The sequence below is a fragment of the Bradyrhizobium sp. 2S1 genome (assembly GCF_011516625.5).
Taxonomy (GTDB): domain Bacteria; phylum Pseudomonadota; class Alphaproteobacteria; order Rhizobiales; family Xanthobacteraceae; genus Bradyrhizobium; species Bradyrhizobium septentrionale.
The window spans coordinates 7,784,973-7,801,536 of record NZ_CP147717.1 but is presented as its reverse complement, the minus strand read 5'-3'; the positions used below and the strand labels follow the sequence as shown (position 1 = coordinate 7,801,536).

The 16,564-nt window shown below is 64.8% G+C and carries 13 protein-coding genes; 7 read left to right on the top strand and 6 right to left on the bottom strand.

What is annotated here, in order from left to right; translation table 11 throughout:
• Positions 1–242 precede the first annotated feature (242 nt).
• Entirely contained in the window at positions 243–1,175 is a 933-nt protein-coding gene (locus tag HAP54_RS36875; protein ID WP_166295456.1) for a septal ring lytic transglycosylase RlpA family protein, read from the top strand.
• Positions 1,176–1,208: 33 nt separating this feature from the next.
• Here HAP54_RS36875 and HAP54_RS36870 read toward each other — a convergent pair whose 3' ends face one another.
• Positions 1,209–2,144: an alpha/beta fold hydrolase gene (locus HAP54_RS36870; protein WP_166295454.1), complete on the bottom strand. Its 936-nt coding sequence runs from the start codon at positions 2,142–2,144 to the stop codon at positions 1,209–1,211.
• A 160-nt stretch (positions 2,145–2,304) separates the two neighbouring features.
• Between HAP54_RS36870 and HAP54_RS36865 the strand changes: the two genes are divergently transcribed.
• From HAP54_RS36865 to HAP54_RS36840, 6 genes are all read left to right on the top strand, one after another.
• Positions 2,305–3,555, top strand: coding sequence for a D-alanyl-D-alanine carboxypeptidase family protein (locus HAP54_RS36865; RefSeq protein WP_166295452.1), 1,251 nt, complete (start codon positions 2,305–2,307; stop codon positions 3,553–3,555).
• 1 nt (position 3,556) lies between these two features.
• Positions 3,557–4,243, top strand: coding sequence for a dTMP kinase (gene tmk / locus HAP54_RS36860; protein ID WP_166295450.1), 687 nt, complete (start codon positions 3,557–3,559; stop codon positions 4,241–4,243).
• Positions 4,240–5,280, top strand: coding sequence for a DNA polymerase III subunit delta' (locus tag HAP54_RS36855; protein WP_166295448.1), 1,041 nt, complete (start codon positions 4,240–4,242; stop codon positions 5,278–5,280). The genes tmk and HAP54_RS36855 overlap by 4 nt, the downstream gene beginning before the upstream one ends.
• An 89-nt stretch (positions 5,281–5,369) precedes the next feature.
• Complete coding sequence (metG, locus tag HAP54_RS36850; protein WP_166295447.1) at positions 5,370–7,337, top strand: methionine--tRNA ligase; 1,968 nt, start codon at positions 5,370–5,372, stop codon at positions 7,335–7,337.
• 14 nt (positions 7,338–7,351) lie between these two features.
• Positions 7,352–8,146: a TatD family hydrolase gene (locus tag HAP54_RS36845; protein WP_166306738.1), complete on the top strand. Its 795-nt coding sequence runs from the start codon at positions 7,352–7,354 to the stop codon at positions 8,144–8,146.
• The gene (locus tag HAP54_RS36840; RefSeq protein WP_166295446.1) at positions 8,143–8,949 is read left to right on the top strand and encodes an MBL fold metallo-hydrolase; all 807 of its coding nucleotides are present in this window, start codon (positions 8,143–8,145) and stop codon (positions 8,947–8,949) included. The genes HAP54_RS36845 and HAP54_RS36840 overlap by 4 nt, the downstream gene beginning before the upstream one ends.
• Positions 8,950–8,953: 4 nt before the next feature.
• On the opposite strand, the gene HAP54_RS36835 is transcribed toward HAP54_RS36840, so the two are convergent.
• From HAP54_RS36835 to HAP54_RS36815, 5 genes are all read right to left on the bottom strand, one after another.
• Positions 8,954–10,603, bottom strand: coding sequence for an acyl-CoA synthetase (locus HAP54_RS36835; protein WP_166295445.1), 1,650 nt, complete (start codon positions 10,601–10,603; stop codon positions 8,954–8,956).
• 24 nt (positions 10,604–10,627) lie between these two features.
• Positions 10,628–12,514, bottom strand: coding sequence for a TRAP transporter large permease subunit (locus tag HAP54_RS36830; RefSeq protein WP_166295444.1), 1,887 nt, complete (start codon positions 12,512–12,514; stop codon positions 10,628–10,630).
• Between the two features lie 22 nt (positions 12,515–12,536).
• Positions 12,537–13,556 (bottom strand): TRAP transporter substrate-binding protein, encoded by a 1,020-nt coding sequence (locus HAP54_RS36825; protein WP_166295443.1) that lies wholly within the window; start codon positions 13,554–13,556, stop codon positions 12,537–12,539.
• Between the two features lie 412 nt (positions 13,557–13,968).
• The gene (locus HAP54_RS36820; RefSeq protein ID WP_248114396.1) at positions 13,969–15,093 is read right to left on the bottom strand and encodes an acyl-CoA dehydrogenase family protein; all 1,125 of its coding nucleotides are present in this window, start codon (positions 15,091–15,093) and stop codon (positions 13,969–13,971) included.
• Positions 15,094–15,218: 125 nt separating this feature from the next.
• A complete protein-coding gene (locus HAP54_RS36815; RefSeq protein WP_166202952.1) occupies positions 15,219–16,553 on the bottom strand; it encodes an IS1182 family transposase in 1,335 nt (444 codons plus the stop codon).
• Positions 16,554–16,564: the final 11 nt, after the last annotated feature.

Sequence of the window (16,564 nt, the reverse complement as noted above, 5' to 3'; positions counted from 1 at the left end):
CAACAGTGTGTCTGATCGCGGGACAGGCGAGGGCGTTTTGGACGGCGCAGGCTCCGTAGAACAACTGAGGAGGCGCAACAGGCAATTTACCAAGGTGCCATAGCCTTGCGGCTCACCGCATTTCCGCCGTGTTCCGGTTGCGATATCGTCAAGCGCTGGTGCGGAGGTGGGCCGCATCGTGACGAAAACGATCCCGACGCCTCGGAGTAGGCGCAGGTCCGGCAGAATGGTACTTGGGGCAGATGGGGACTAGACGGCCAGATTCGATGATCCGGACGGCGCGCGGCGCCGTTGCGGTGGCGACGTGCCTCGTCCTCGCCAATTGCGCCGCCTCGAACCAGTTCGCGAGCCGCGTCGATCCCAAATACGGCGTGTCGTCGAGCCCGCGCGTCGTCGCGCTCGGCGATCCCGCGCCAAAGGGCGGCGGCACCTACCGTGTCGGCAAGCCCTATGTCGTGGCCGGCCGCACCTATGTGCCGGAGGAGAACGAGAACTACCGCGCCGAGGGCATGGCGTCCTGGTACGGCGACGATTTCCATGGCCGCCTGACCGCCAATGGCGAAGTGTTCGACATGGGCTCGCTCACGGCAGCCCATCCGACCTTGCCGATGCCGAGCTATGCGCGCGTCACCAATCTGAGCAACGGCAAATCGCTCGTCGTTCGCGTCAACGACCGCGGGCCGTACCACGGCAACCGCCTCATAGACGTCTCGAACAAAGCCGCCGAACTGCTTGAATTCAAAGGCAATGGCGTCGCCCGCGTCCGCGTCGAATATGTCGGCCGGGCGCCGCTCGAAGGGTCCGACGACCGCCAGCTGATGGCGACCTTGCGGACCGGTACGCCGGCGCCGTCACCGTCCATGGTGCGGGTCGCCTCGGCACGGCCGTTCGTGCCGGAAATGACGTCCTCGGCAGGCCGTATCCGCGGCGATGTTCCGGTGCCAGAGGGGCGGCCGTACAGCCTCGGCAACACCCAGGCCGACTATGCCTCGGTGAACGCCACCTCTGAAATGTCGGCCTCGAGCCGGTCGCACCGCCGCGCCCTGAACAATCCGCGCGAGGTCTCCTACGAGGGTGACGCGCGCTATGCCGCGACCCCAAGCCCGGCGGCAGCCTATGTGCCGATCGACGCGCGCGGACCGGCCGAAGTCCTGAGCGGACGCGGGCTCTACTGAATCAAAGTGTTGTGAATCAAGTCCTTGGCCTGATTATTTCAGAAATGCGATCAGCGCCGAATTGACCTCGTCAGGGCGCTCCTGCTGGATCCAGTGGCCGGCGCCCTCGATGATCAGCTTCTGCCGCAGGTTCGGCAGCACACGCTCCATGTCGGCAACCCGCTTGGCGCCGATCAGCCCGGTAATCACCGAATCATTCGAACCGGCAATGAACAGCGACGGCTGATGGATCTGCGCATCCTGCCAGGGCGCGGTCAGCTCCCAGTTGCGGTCGAGATTGCGATACCAGTTGAGGCCGCCGCGGAAGCCGGACTGCCGGTAGCCCTCGGCGAATTCGGCGATGTCGGCCTCGGTCAGCCAGGCCGGCAGCGGCATTCCGGTCGGCAGCTTGCCGAGAAAGCCCTTGGCCTCATCGACGAACATCGAGCTCGGATCGGAGACACCGCGCCCCAGCACCAGCCGCATGGTGTGGGCGATGTCGCGCTCGAACTCGGCCTCCGCTACGCCGGGCGGCTGGAAATACTGCCAATAGAAATTGGTGATGCCGCTCTCGCGCAGGGTCTCGAGCGGACGACCACGCCCGCGGAACGGCGGCGGCACGCTGAGGCCGGCGACCTTGGTGAAGATATCCGGTCGGAACAGGGCCGCGTGCCAGGCCACCGGCGCCCCCCAGTCGTGGCCGACGATCATCGCCTGCTTCTCGCCCAGCGCGGCCACCAGCGCGACCATGTCGCCGACGGTATCGAAGATCGTGTAGGCGCCAATGTCGGCCGGTGCGCTGGTGCGGCCGAAGCCGCGCATGTCAGGGGCTGCGACCCGAAAGCCGGCCGCGGCGAGGGCTGCGATCTGGTGCCGCCATGAATAGGACAGTTCCGGCCAGCCATGACAGAGCACGACCAGCGGGCCTTGCCCGGCCTCGCGCACGAACATGTCGATGCCGTTGGCGGAGATGGTGCGGGAGGGTGACATCGCGTTTCCGCCTTGTTTGCCGGTTCTGGTGTCGTGAGCTGGTTCGAAGGATACGGATGTTCGGTACAGCCGGCAATCCAACCGGCGGTGCACAGCGCAGAAACCTCAGTTGTTTGCGATACTTCCACCTGTTAGAACGCAGCCTTTCAGGACATCGCCGATGGCAGCCCCAACCGCAGTTCCCAGCACGTTCCTAGCTTGCGGCTGGCGTGAGCTGGTCGCGGCTCTGGTTGCGCTGGCGATCGGCTGCGGCGGGGTGGTCTACGCCGCCAACAACAGTGTCCAGGGCGCCAAGAAGGACGAGGGCGGGTTCGACGGCGATGCGCCGACCGCGATCCTGGTTGAGGCCTCCTCGGGCAGCGTGCTGTTCGAGAAGAACGCCGACGAGCTGCGCGCGCCCTCCAGCATGATGAAGTTGATGACGGCCGAGGTGGTGTTCGACGCCATCAAGAAGGGCGACGTCAAACTGTCAGACGAGTACCGGATCAGCGAAAATGCCTGGCGACGGGGCGGCGCGCCGTCCGGGACCTCGACGATGTTCGCGGCAATCAACAGCAAGGTCTCGGTCGACGATCTCCTGCATGGCGCGATCATCCCGAGCGGCAACGACGCCTGCATCGCGCTCGCCGAAGGCATTGCCGGCAACGAGCATACATTCGCGACCGACTTCATGACCAAGCGTGCCCGCGAGCTCGGCATGACGAAGTCGACCTTCGGCAATTCCAACGGGCTGCCCGATCCCGCCAACAAAATGACGGTGCGGGAACTCGCGCTGCTGGCGCGGCACATCATCCTGACCCACCCGGACCGCTACAAGCTGTTTGGCGAGAAGGAATTCACCTGGAACAAGATCCGCCAGCAGAACCGCAATCCGCTGCTCAACGCCTTGCCCGGCGCCGACGGATTGAAGACCGGCTACACCAAGGAAGGCGGCTACGGCATGGTCGGCTCGGCCGTGCAGAACGACACAAGGCTGATCGTCGTGGTCAATGGCCTCGAGGATTCGGAGGACCGCGCGACCGAAGCCAAGAAGATGCTGGAATGGGGGTTCCGCAGCTTCGAGACCCGGGTCCTGATCGCGGCCAACCAGCCGGTCGGCTATGCCCGGGTGTTCGGCGGCGAGAGCCGCTCGGTCAAGCTCGTCAGCCCCGATCCGATCAAGGTGATGGTGTCGAAGAACGGGAACGACAAGCTGCTCGCGCGCGTCGTCTATAACGGTCCGGTCAAGGCGCCGATCACGGCCGGCCAGAAGATCGGCGTCGTCCGGGTCTGGCGCGGCGGCAATGTCGCGATGGAGACGCCGGTGTTCGCGGCGGAGGCCGTCGGCACCGGATCGACGATGCGCCGTGCGCTCGACGGCGCCCAGGAGCTCGTCATCGGCATGTTCCGCGCCGGCGTCGAGAAGCTCTGACATGACGGAAGCAGCAGCCGAACGGCCGAGCTTGCGCGGTCGCTTCATCACCTTTGAGGGCGGCGAGGGGTCGGGCAAATCCACCCAGATCCGCAAGCTCGCCGAACGCCTCGATGCCGCCAAGCTGCGCGCGATCGTGACCCGCGAGCCCGGCGGCTCGCCGGGAGCGGAGATCATCCGCCATCTCGTCCTGTCGGGGATGGGCAAGCTGCTCGGACCGGACGCCGAAACGCTGCTGTTTGCCGCCGCCCGCGACGATCATGTCCGCACCGTGATCCTGCCGGCGCTCAATCAGGGCATCTGGGTATTGTGCGATCGCTTCTTCGATTCCACGCGCGCCTATCAGGGCCAGCTCGGGCACGTGTTGCCCGGCCTCGTCAACGCCATGCAGCGCGTCACCATCGGCGATCTCAAGCCTGACCTGACCTTCATCCTCGACGTGCCGGTCGAGGTCGGGCTGCAACGCGCCGCCGCGCGCCGCGGCGATGCCACGGCCGATCGCTTCGAGGCCGAGGGCATCAAGTTCCATCAGGATTTGCGCGAAGCGTACCAAAGGATCGCGGCCGAAGACCCGCAACGCTGCGTTCTGATCGATGCCACGGCCGACCCTGATACGGTCGCGGGCAGGATATGGGCCGCGCTGCGCGAACATTTGCGCTCGACGTTCACGGCGGACAGCCCCGCATGAGCGCGCGCAAGGTCGAACAGGAGATTGCGGCCCGGCATCCGCGCGCAACGCCCGATCTGTTCGGGCATCGCGAGGCGGAGACCGCCTTGCTCGATGCCTATCGCAGCGGACGAATTCCGCATGCCTGGCTGATCGGCGGCGCGCTAGGCATCGGCAAGGCGACGCTGGCCTACCGCATGGCGCGGTTCGTGCTCGCGTTCCGCAATCCGAAGTCATCCCAGGTTCAGGCGGCGCCGACGTTGCGGGTTGATCCCGCCGATCCGGTGGCGCGCCAGATCACGGCTGGCGCACATGGCGGGCTGCTGGTGCTGGAGCGGGGCCTCAATGACCGCGGCGTGATGCGAACCGTGATCACCGTCGACGAGACGCGGGAGACGATCTCGTTCTTCGGCTCGACCGCCGCAGTCGATGGCTGGCGTGTCTGCATCGTCGACACCGTCGACGAGCTCAATCCCAACGCCGCGAACGCGCTGCTGAAGATCCTCGAGGAGCCGCCGCAGCAGTCGCTGTTCCTCCTGGTGAGCCACGCGCCGTCCCGGGTGCTGCCGACCATCCTGTCCCGCTGCCGCAAATTGCTGCTGCGGCCGCTGGAGACGGGCGACGTGGTGCGCGCGGCCTCGGCCGCAACCGACATGGCCGCCGACGATCCTGCGCTGGCTGAAGCCGCGGCCGCCTCCGAGGGCAGCGTCGGGCGGGCGCTGGCGCTGCTCGGCGGCGACGCGCTCAAGCTGCAGCAGCGCACGGCCGCGCTGCTCGCGACGCTGCCGAGCGTCGATCCGCGCGAGCTGCATGCACTGGGTGACGCGCTCGGCACCAGCGACCGCGTCGCGCTCGCCGCTTTCATCGACGGCATCGATCGCTGGATGAGCGAGCGCATGCGCAGTGGCGATGCCAATGCCAATCTGCCGCGCCTTGCACGGCTGGCGGAGGTATGGGAAAAGATCGTCCGCGCCGCACGCGATACCGAAGCCTACAATCTGGAGCGCAAGCCGCTGGTTTTCTCGGTGTTTTCGATGCTCGCGGAAGCGACCCGATAGACGGCCCGTCTGAAGACACACCTGTCCGACAACACACTCGTCTGAAAAAACTCCCGACAATCTCGTTTCGATCTGCAAAGGATTCCGTGGTGGCGACCGCTAACAAGAAATCGTCGAAGAAGGCCAAGAAGACGAAGAAAGCATCGCCAGTTCGTGGGTCGAAGAAGAAGGCCGCGGCGAAGTCGCGTGCCGCCAAGAAGGGTGGGCGCGTTACCAAGAAGGTGAAGAAGGCGGTCAAGGCCAAGTCGGGAGCCAAGAAGTCGGCGACGAAGAAGGCAGCTAAAAAGACCGTCAAGAAAGCCGCGAAAAAAACAACCAAGAAGGCTGCCGCGAAGGCCACCAAGGCTCCGCCGAAAAAGGCCGCCGCAGCGGCCGTGGCACCGGCTGCAAACAAGCCAGTTCCTCCGAAGCCCCCGGCTGCCGAGAAGGCCCCGAAAGCGGCAACGGTTCGTGCGCCGAAGCAACCCAAACCGGCTGCGGCTCCGGCGCCTGCATCCGTCTCGGCGCCCGCCGCGGACCGCGGCAACGCTTTCTACATCACGACCGCGATCGCTTATCCGAACGGCCAGCCGCATATCGGGCACGCCTATGAGGCGATCGCGACCGATGCGCTGGCGCGCTTCCAGCGGCTCGACGGCAAGGACGTGTTCTTCCTGACCGGGACCGACGAGCACGGACAGAAGATGATCCAGACCGCGCAGGGCGAGGGGATGACGCCGTTCGATCTCGCCACCCGCAACGCCGCACGGTTCAAGGAGATGGACGAGCGGCTCAATGTCTCGTTCGACCGTTTCATCCGCACGTCTGAACCTGCTCACCACAAGTCGGTGCAGGAAATCTGGCGCCGCATGCAGGACAATGGCGACATCTATATCGACGCCTATGCCGGCTGGTATTCGGTGCGCGACGAGGCCTATTACGCCGAGGATGAAACTGTCGTCGGTGAGGATAATGTCCGCCGCGGCCCGCAGGGCACGCCGGTCGAATGGGTCGAGGAGAAGAGCTACTTCTTCAAGCTCTCGGCCTACCAGGACAAGCTCTTGCATCTCTATGAGAGCCAGCCCGATTTCATCGGCCCGGACTCCCGCCGCAACGAGGTGATGAGCTTCGTGCGGGGCGGGCTGAAGGACCTCTCGATCTCGCGCACCACGTTCGACTGGGGCGTCAAGGTCCCCGAGGATCCCGAGCATGTGATGTATGTCTGGGTCGACGCGCTGACCAACTACATCACCGGCGTCGGCTATCCCGACGAGAGCGATGAGCGCTGGCGCTACTGGCCGGCCGACGTTCACATCATCGGCAAGGACATCATCCGCTTCCACGCGGTGTACTGGCCGGCCTTCCTGATGTCGGCCGGCATCCCCCTGCAGAAGCGCGTCTATGCGCACGGCTTCCTGTTCAGCAGGGGCGAGAAGATGTCGAAGTCGGTCGGCAACGTGGTCGATCCCTTCAATCTGGCCAACCAGTATGGCGTCGACCAGGTGCGCTACTTCTTCCTGCGCGAGGTGCCGTTCGGCCAGGACGGCAACTACAACCACGAGGCCATCGTCGCGCGTATCAATGCCGACCTCGCCAATGATTTCGGCAACCTGGCGCAGCGCTCGTTGTCGATGATCGCAAAGCAGCTCGGCGGCGTGCTGCCGGAGCCCGGCGAGTTCAGCGACAACGACAAGGCGATGCTGGCGCAGGCCGACGCCATGCTGGAGGCGTCGCGGATCGCGATGGCGACGCAGCAGATTCATCAATGGCTCAACACGGTCTGGGCCGTGGTCGCCGAGGCCAACCGCTACTTTGCCGGCGAGGCGCCGTGGGCGCTGGCGAAGACCGACCCTGCGCGCCAGAAGACGGTGCTCTATGTCACCGCCGAAGTCGTGCGGCAGATCGCGATCATGGCGCAGGCCGTGATGCCCGAATCCTGTGCCAAGATGCTCGATAGCCTCGGCGTCCCCGCGGACGCGCGCAGCTTTGCGGCGATTGCCGAGCGGATCAGGCCCGGGACGGTTCTGCCGGCGCCGGTCGGCGTCTTCCCACGCTATGTGGAACCGAAGACCGAGTGAGCGGTTCGAAATTCATGCTGGTCGACAGTCACTGCCATCTCGATTTCCCTGATTTCGCCGACGATCTCGACGGGATCGTCGGACGCGCCGAGGCCGCCGGCATCGGCCGCATCGTCACGATCTCGACCCGGGTGAAGCGGCTCGGCGACCTGCTTGCGATCACGGAGCGCTTTCCCGACGTCTACTGTTCGGTCGGCACCCATCCGCATCACGCCGATGAAGAGGATGGCATTCCCTCGAGCGAACTGATCGAGCTGACGAAGCATCCGAAGGTGGTCGCGCTCGGCGAGGCGGGGCTCGACTATTTCTATGAGCATGGTTCGCGCGAGGCACAGGCGCGCGGCTTTCGTGCGCACATCGCCGCGGCGCGCGAAACCGGTCTGCCGCTCGTCATCCATACAAGGGAGGCCGACGTGGATTGCGGCCGCATCCTGGAGGAGGAAGTTGCGAAGGGCCCGTTCAAGGCCGTGCTGCACTGCTACACCGGCGGCCGCGAGCTCGCGATGAAGGCGATCGCGCTCGGGCTGTCGATCTCGTTCACAGGCATCCTGACCTTCAAGAAGTCGGACACCTTGCGCGCGCTGGCAGCCGAGCTGCCGGCCGACCGCATCATGGTCGAGACCGATGCGCCATATCTTGCGCCCGGAATATTCCGAGGCAAGCGCAACGAACCATCTTATGTGGTCGAGGTCGCCAAGGTGCTCGCCGAAACCCGCGGCGTCTCGCTGGAGGAGATCTCGCGACAAACCACTGAAAATTTCTTCCGGCTGTTCTCCAAGGTGCCGGCGCCGCCGAAGGTTGCTGCATGACGCTGACACTGACAATCCTGGGCTGCGGCTCTTCCGCCGGCGTGCCGCGCCCGGCGCTCGGCTGGGGCGCCTGCGATCCGAACAATCCCAGGAATCGTCGCCGCCGCTGCTCGATCATGGCCGAGCGCACCATGGAGCATGGCACCACGCGGGTCGTGATCGACACCTCGCCCGACCTGCGCGAGCAGCTGATCGACGCCGACGTCGAGCATATCGACGCGGTGTTCCTGACCCATGAGCATGCCGACCAGACCCATGGCATCGACGATCTGCGCTCGGTGGTGCTGCATCAGCGCCGCCGCATTCCGGTCTACTTCAACCAGTCGACCGCCAAGGACATCATGGCGCGGTTCTCCTATTGCTTCATCTCGCCGGAAGGCAGCGACTATCCGCCGATCCTGACCCGGCATTCGATCGAAGACGGCGAGAGCCATACGGTGCAAGGGAAGGGCGGCCCGCTGAAGCTCGAGGCCTTCCTGGTGCAGCATGGCCGGATTCCAGCGCTCGGCTACCGAATTGGCGACGCCGCCTACACGCCCGATCTGCACGACATCCCCGCGGAGAGCTGGCCGGCGCTTGAAGGCCTCGACCTCTGGATCGTCGATGCCTTGCGCTATGCACCTCATCCGAGCCATTTCAGCTTGGCCGATGCCCTGTCATGGATCGAGCGCTTCAAGCCGAAGCAGGCGGTCCTCACGAACCTGCATTCCGACCTCGACTATGAGGTGCTGCGGCAGAGCCTGCCGGCCGGCGTGATCCCGGCCTATGACGGCATGCGCCTGACGCTGGATCGGGCGGGCTGAAAGCTCAGGCCGAGATCGCCTTCGCCGAGCCGACCTCGTTGCGCAGCAGGAATTTCTGGATCTTGCCGGTTGAGGTCTTCGGGATCACGCCGAACACCACTGACTTCGGCGTCTTGAAGCCCGACATGTGCTCGCGGCAATAGGCGATGATTTCGGCCTCGGTCGCCTTGGCGCCATCCTTCAGCTCGATGAAGGCGCAGGGCACTTCGCCCCATTTCGGGTCCGGCTTGGCGACAACAGCCGCGAATAGCACGGCCGGGTGCTTGTAGAGGATGTCCTCGACCTCGACCGAAGAGACGTTCTCGCCGCCGGAAATGATGATGTCCTTCGAGCGATCCTTGATGATGACGTAGCCGTGCTCGTCGAGCACGCCGAGATCGCCAGTGTGAAACCAGCCGCCGGCGAAGGCTTCCTGCGTCGCCTTCTCGTTCTTCAGGTAGCCCTTCATCACGATGTTGCCGCGGAACATGACTTCGCCGATGGTCTCGCCGTCGCGCGGCACCTGACGCATGGTCTCGGGATCGAGCACCGTGACGCCTTCCTGCAGCGGATAGGACACGCCCTGGCGCCGCTTCAGCTGCGCGCGCGCATCGGCCGACAATTCGTCCCAGCCCGGCTGCTCGGCGCAGACGGAGGCGGGGCCATAGACTTCGGTGAGACCGTAAACATGAGTGAGCTTGATGCCGATGCGCTCGGCGCCTTCGAGCACTGCAACCGGCGGCGCCGCGCCCGCGATCAGGCCGACGACCGGCTTGGCCTTGCCGCCCGTGAGCGCACCCGGCGCGTTGATCAGCGTGTTGTAGACGATCGGCGCGCCGCACATGTGGGTGACGCCGTGCTCCGGGATCAGTTCGAAGATCTTGCCAGGATCAACCTTGCGCAGGCAGACATTGACGCCGGCGGTCGCCGCGATCGTCCAGGGGAAGCACCAGCCGTTGCAGTGGAACATCGGCAGCGTCCAGAGATAGACCGGATGCTGGCCGAGATTACCGGCAAGGATATTGCTGACCGCGTTGAGATAGGCGCCGCGGTGATGGGTGACGACGCCCTTCGGATTGCCCGTCGTGCCCGACGTATAGCTCAGCGCGATCGCATCCCATTCGTCGGCCGGCGGCCGCTCCACGAAGCCAGGATCGCCTGACGCCACCGCCGCCTCATACTCGATCTCGCCGATCCGCTTGCCGCCGGCAAACGCAGCGTCATCAACGTCGATCACGAACGGTTTTGAGCCCTTCATCAGGGTCAAGGCTTCCGCGATCACGCCGGAGAATTCAGGATCGACCAAAATGATCTTTGCGCTGCCATGGTCGAGCTGGAACGCGATCGACGCCGCGTCGAGGCGGATGTTGAGCGCGTTCAGCACCGCACCGGTCATCGGCACCGCGAAATGCAGCTCGTTCATCGCCGGAATGTTCGGCAGCATCGCCGCGACCGTGTCGCCATGGCCGATGCCGTGGCCGACGAGATAGGCCGCAAAGCGCTTGCAGCGCTCGTAGGTCTCTTTCCAGGTGAAGCTGCGGCCCTCACAGACCGCGCTGACATGGTCGGGATAGACCGCGGCCGAGCGCGCCAGGAAGCTCAGCGGGGTCAGCGGCACGTAGTTGGCAGGCGTCTTGTCCAAGCCGATCGTGTACTGGTTTTGAGCTGCACTCATGGCTCTATCCCATCCGCAAGGTGCTTAGAGGAAACCGATCGATATCCAGGGGAAGATGGCGACGATGATCAGGCCGATCAACAGCGCCAGCATGTAGCCCCAGATCGGCCGGATACCCTCGGCCGGATCGACGCGCCCGATGGCGCAGGCGGCATAATAGCCGACGCCGAACGGCGGCGCGAACAATCCGATGCCCATCGCCAGGATGATGATCATGGCGTAGTGCACCTCGTGGACGCCAACCTGGCGCGCAATCGGAAACAGCAGCGGCCCGAACAGCACGATCGCCGGAATGCCCTCGAGCACGCTGCCGAGGATCACGAAGGCCAGGATCGAGACCGCGATGAAGGTCGCCGGACCGCCGGGCAGCCCGGCCATCGACGCCGCCAGCGCCCGCGAGAAGCCGGACTGGGTCAGGCCCCAAGCCATGCCGGTCGCGGTGCCGATGATGAAGAGGATCGCACCCGACAGGCAGGCAGTGTCGATCAGCATCGGCAACAGCCGCCGCCAGTTGAACTTGCGGTAGATCAGAAGGCCGATGACGAAGGCGTAGACGATGCCGATCGTCGAGACTTCGGTCGCGGTCGCGATGCCTTCGACCACGGCATAGCGGATCACGAAGGGTAGGGCCAATGCGGGCAGGGCGAACACCAGCGCCTTGCCGATCTCGCTGCCGGTGGCGCGCTGGACGTGGCTGAGGTCCTCGCCGCGGTAGCGCCACCACACAAGCCCGGACAGCGTGATCGCCAGCACCACGCCCGGCAGCAGGCCGCCGGTGAACAGCGCCGAGATCGAGACGCCGGTGACCGAACCGATCGTGATCAGCACCAGGCTCGGCGGAATGGTTTCGGTCTGCGCGCCGGTGGCGGCGAGCAGGGCGACAAGATCGCCCGGCTTGGCGCCGCGCTGCTTCATTTCCGGGAACAGCACGGGTGCGACGGCTGCCATGTCGGCGGCCTTCGATCCGGAGATGCCCGAGACCAGGTACATCGCGCCGACCAGCACGTAATGCAGGCCGCCGCGGACATGGCCGAGAAGGCTCGCCAGGAACGCCACCATCGCGCGCGCCATGCCGGTCATCTCGATCAGGAGACCGAGGAAAACGAACAGCGGCACCGACAGCAGGATCAGGTGGCTCATGCCCTCGTCCATCCGGCCGACCAGCACCATCAGCGGCGTCCGCGTCGTCAGCGCCAGATAGCCGAAGATCGCCATGCCGAAGGCAAAGCCGATCGGCACGCCGGCGAACACGCAGAAGCCGACCACGCCGACGAAGAAGATGATCAGATTGAGGTTGCCGAGCGGCCGCAGCATCGGCTGCGCCAGCCAGAACACCCCGATCAACGCCGCCACAGTGAGCGCGGCCAGCAGGAAGGTCTTGAAATCGCCGACCCGCGCCAGCCGCAGCAGCGCGAACAGCGCCATCAGGCAGGTGCCGACCGGCAGCGCTGCGGCGCGCCAGGTGTTGGAGATCTGCAGCGCCGGCGTCGTGATGAAGCTTTCCTCGTAGGCGTATTCATAGGCCGGCCGCACGATCAGGATCAGGAAGGCCAGCGCGGCACAGGTCGCAACCACGTCCAGATAGGCCCACAGCCGCGGTCCGGCACTCGCGACCAGCGCCGTCATCCGCATGTGCTCGCCGCGGCGGAACGCGACCGCCGAGCCCAGCATGGCAAGCCACAGGAACAGGATCGACGCCAGCTCGTCCGACCAGATCAGCGGCGCATGCAGCGCGTAACGCGCCACCACGCCCGCGAACAGGATCACCACCTCGGCGACCACAAGGATCGCCGCCGGTATTTCCACCAGCAACCCGAGGGCGGCCTCGATGGAACCGAGTACGGAGCGGCGGCGAGGGGGCTGCGACGCCGCCTCGCCGGCCACGGCCGGCGTCATCTCGACATGAGCCATGGCAAGCCTCCCGCTTGATCGATCAGGACAGTTTGCCGACCGACTTCTCGAGCAGGTCCCAGGCCTTGTCGCCGTACTTGCCCTTCCACTCGGCGTAGAAGCCGGCGGCGCGCAGCTTGTCGCGGAACGGCCCAACCTCGGGCTGGTTGAACATGAGCCCCTTGCCCGCGAGCTCCTGCTTCACGGTGGCGTTCAGCTTCTCGGTGTCCTCGCGCTCCTTGACGGCCGCCGCGTTGACGTTCTTGGCGACGATGGTCTTGATATCGTCGGGCAGAGCCGCCCAGGCACGACGGTTCATCAGGAACCAGAAGCCGTCCCACATGTGGTTGGTCAGCGAGCAGTACTTCTGCACCTCGTACAGCTTCGCGGCCGAGATCAGCGCCAGCGGATTCTCCTGGCCTTCGACGATCTTGGTCTGCAGCGCCGAATAGACCTCGCTGAAATTGATCGAGGCGGGCGATGCATCGAACGCCTTGAACATCGAGGTCCACAGCGGCGACACCGGCACGCGGATCTTGAAGCCCTTGAGATCGTCGGGACCGTTGATCGGCTTGGTCGACGACGTGGTCTGGCGGAAGCCGTTGTCCCAGATCTTGTCCATGACCTCGAGGCCGGCCTTGTTGATCTCGCCGCGCACATAGGCGCCGAGCTCGCCGTCCATGGCCTTCCAGACCGTGGGATAGTCCGGGAATGCGAAGCCGATGCCGTTGATCGAGGCCGCCGGCACCAGAGTCGCCAGGATCAGGCCGGACAGCGTGAAGAACTCGACGCCGCCGGAGCGCACTTGGCTCAGCATGTCGGTATCCGAGCCGAGCTGGCTGTTCGGGAACACCTGCAGGTCAAACCGGCCGTTTGTCTCGGTCTTGATCGCCGTGGCCATCTCCCGGGCGCGCGCCACGAACGGATGCGACTCCGGCAGGTTGTTGGCGAACTTGTAAGAGAACTCGGCCGACTGGGCGCGCGCGACATGGGGCGCGCCAATCCCGCCCAGGACGGCGGAAGCGGCGGAGACCTTCAGCAGCGTGCGTCGTGAAAAGCTCATTGGTTTCTCCCAAGAGAGGCTTGTTGTTGTTCTGAGATGCCATCCTATACGGACCTGATGCCGCGGGGTCACCAGCGATCTCTGCACAGCTGGGGCTTATTGCAGCGTCCGTACGCCGCGGCAATATCGGCTTTCAGACGAGACGCGCGGCCGTGGATCGCTGCGGCCTGGGAGCAAACCAAACGGATCGTCGGACGGCCCTCGGGACGGCGCTAACTTGCGGACTGGTGCGAAGATTTCCCACTAAATATCTGATCTAATTGTAGATATAAATATTCCATAATATACCTTATGCGAATTACGGATATGGGGGTTTACGCCGTGGCGGGGTCCGAACAGCGTCGGACCCCGTGCACTCGCCATTGAACGAAGCACCGCGGTGCCCTCCGCGACTTCTCCCGATCTCCGAGGCTCACGACATCGACGCGATCACCTCGAGCATCACCTCCGTCGCGCCGCCGGCAATGGGCAGGATGCGCGCATCACGCGCGATGCGCTCGATCGGACTCTCGCGCATGACGCCCATGGCGCCGTGGAACTGGACGCAGGCATACGCGACCTCGTTGACGAGTTCGGCGCAGATCGCCTTCAGCATCGAGATCTCGCGCAGGCAATCGTCGTCGGCCGCCAGGCGCCAGGCGGTGGCATAGAGAAGCGCGCGGTTTGCCTCCACCTTCGCGGAGAGCATCGCCAGACGCTGACGGATCGCCTGCATGTCCCACAGGACGCCACCGAAGGCGCGGCGGGTCTTCACGTAGGTGAGGGTCATATCGATCGCCGCCTCGGCCATCCCGATCGCCATGGCGGAGAGGACCAGGCGCTCGTTCTGGAAGTTGCGCATGATGGAGTAGAAGCCCTGCCCCTCCGCGCCCAGCACGTTCTCGGCGGGGATCCGGCAACCGTCGAAGACGAGCTCCGCCGTGTCGGAGGAGCGCCAGCCCTGCTTGTCCAGCACCCGTCCGACGCTGAAGCCCGGCGTGCCTTTCTCGACCAGGAACATCGTGATCCCGTTGCCTCCTGCCGCGGGATTGGTCTTGGCGGCGACGCAGTAGAGATCGGCGTGGACGCCGTTCGTGATATAGAGCTTGGTGCCGTTGAGGACGTAGGAGTCGCCCTCTCGCACCGCGCGCGTGCGGATGGCCTTCACGTCTGAACCGGCATCCGGCTCCGTGATGGCGACCGCGGTGACCACCTCGCCGCTGACAATGCCCGGCATCCAGCGGGCCCGCTGGGCTTTGGTCCCGTCGTGAAAGACATAGACCGACGCCATGTCGGCCTGGACCAGCATCGCGTCGGCGACGCCGCCATAGGTCGAGCGCCCGAGTTCCTCGGCGAAGACCGTTGATGCGACCGCGTCCATCTCGGCACCGCCATATTCGGCCGGGTAGCGGATGCCGAAGAAGCCGAGTTCGCCCATGCGGCGCAGGACCGGACGGGGAATGAACCCCTCCTCTTCCCAGCGATCCGCACAGGGCTTGATCTCCTCCTCGACGAACCGGCGGACCTGATCCCGCAACAGCTCATACTCCGCCGCCATCCAAGGCAGTCCCGGTCCTTGCGGCGGCACCCAAGCTTTGTCCATCGTGTTCGTCCGCTCTGCCAGCAGCTAGGAGCCCGTCCAGATATGTTTTCGTGACGGGCATTTGTTGTAGAGTAGCAGGCTCAGGCTGCGTTTGCGAGGTTGAACAGCTTGAGGAGGTTATGGACGGTGCAGATCATTGTCCACTCGGCGCGCACTTTCTCGATGCCCCGCAACAGGAACTGGCGGAAGCCTCTTGCCTGTTTGATCTGCCCGAACACCGGCTCCACCACTTGCTTTCGCAATCGGTAGGGTGTTTCGAAGCCGCCATCGTCGATCTTCTTTCGCATGGCCTGTGTCAGCGGGCCGCCGACTTTTCCGTTCGCTACTGTCGGGTGCTTGGCGCGTCCGGGCGCGACATAGCCATCGATGCTGCGTGTGTCGAGCGCTTCGAGATTGGCTTCGCTGCAGTAGCCGGAATCCGCTGAGGCCTGCCGCGGCTTGCGGCCAAGATTGCTCTCGATGGCCTCGATCAGGGGCACCAACTGGCCCTGATCGCTGCCGTGCTGGGTCAGTTCTTGCGCGACAATGATCTGGGCATGTGCATCGACGGCCGCCTGGGCATTATAGGCCTGAACGAAGCCATCCTTCGACTTCATGATGCGGCTTTCCGGATCGGTGAAGTTGCGTTGCGCCTTGGGATTGGGTTCCTCCGATGGCAGCGCCGCCGGTTTGCCCGGCTTCTTGCGGCCTTCGGCCTGGCGCTGCTGTTCCTTTTCGGCCTCGATGCGGCGCTCTTCCTCCGCCGCCAGTTTGGCGTCCGCTTCCAGCGCCGCCATCGCTTGCTGGATCTTCGCCAGCCGTTTCTGCTTGTCGACGGTCCAGTCCGGCAGTTCGTCGCTGTTGCCGAAAGTCTCATCCTCCGAGGCATCCGCCGCCTCGGCGGCCGCCAGCATGCGAGCGACCTCGGCCTTCAATTCCGCCTCGCGCTTCTTCATGCGCTCATAACTCATCGCCTTGTGTTTCGACGCGTTCGCCTTGATCTTCGTACCATCCAGCGCGACATGACCGAGCTTGACCAGCCCGGCCGTCTCGCACAACTTCAGAACCTGCACGAATAGCGCGCCGAGCGCCTTCAAATGTCGCTTGCGAAAGTCGCTGATCGTCCGAAAATCCGGCGCATCCAGCGCCACGATCATCACAAAATCGTTCCGCTCCCGGCAGGCCTTGGCAATCCGACGCGACGAATACAGCCCACTCGCATAGCTATGCAGCAGCAGCGCCACCATCATCCGCGGATCAAACGGCGGCTGCCCAAGCCCGCTCACATAGCTGCCCATGATCTCCCTGAGATCGAGGCTCTCCCGCACCAGATCAACCATAAACCGCGAGACATGGCCTTTCGGCACGAAGTCCTGCACATTCGGCGGCAGAAGCAGCGTCTGATCGATGTTCCAAGGCCGAAAATACTTGCTCATCGCCCAATGTT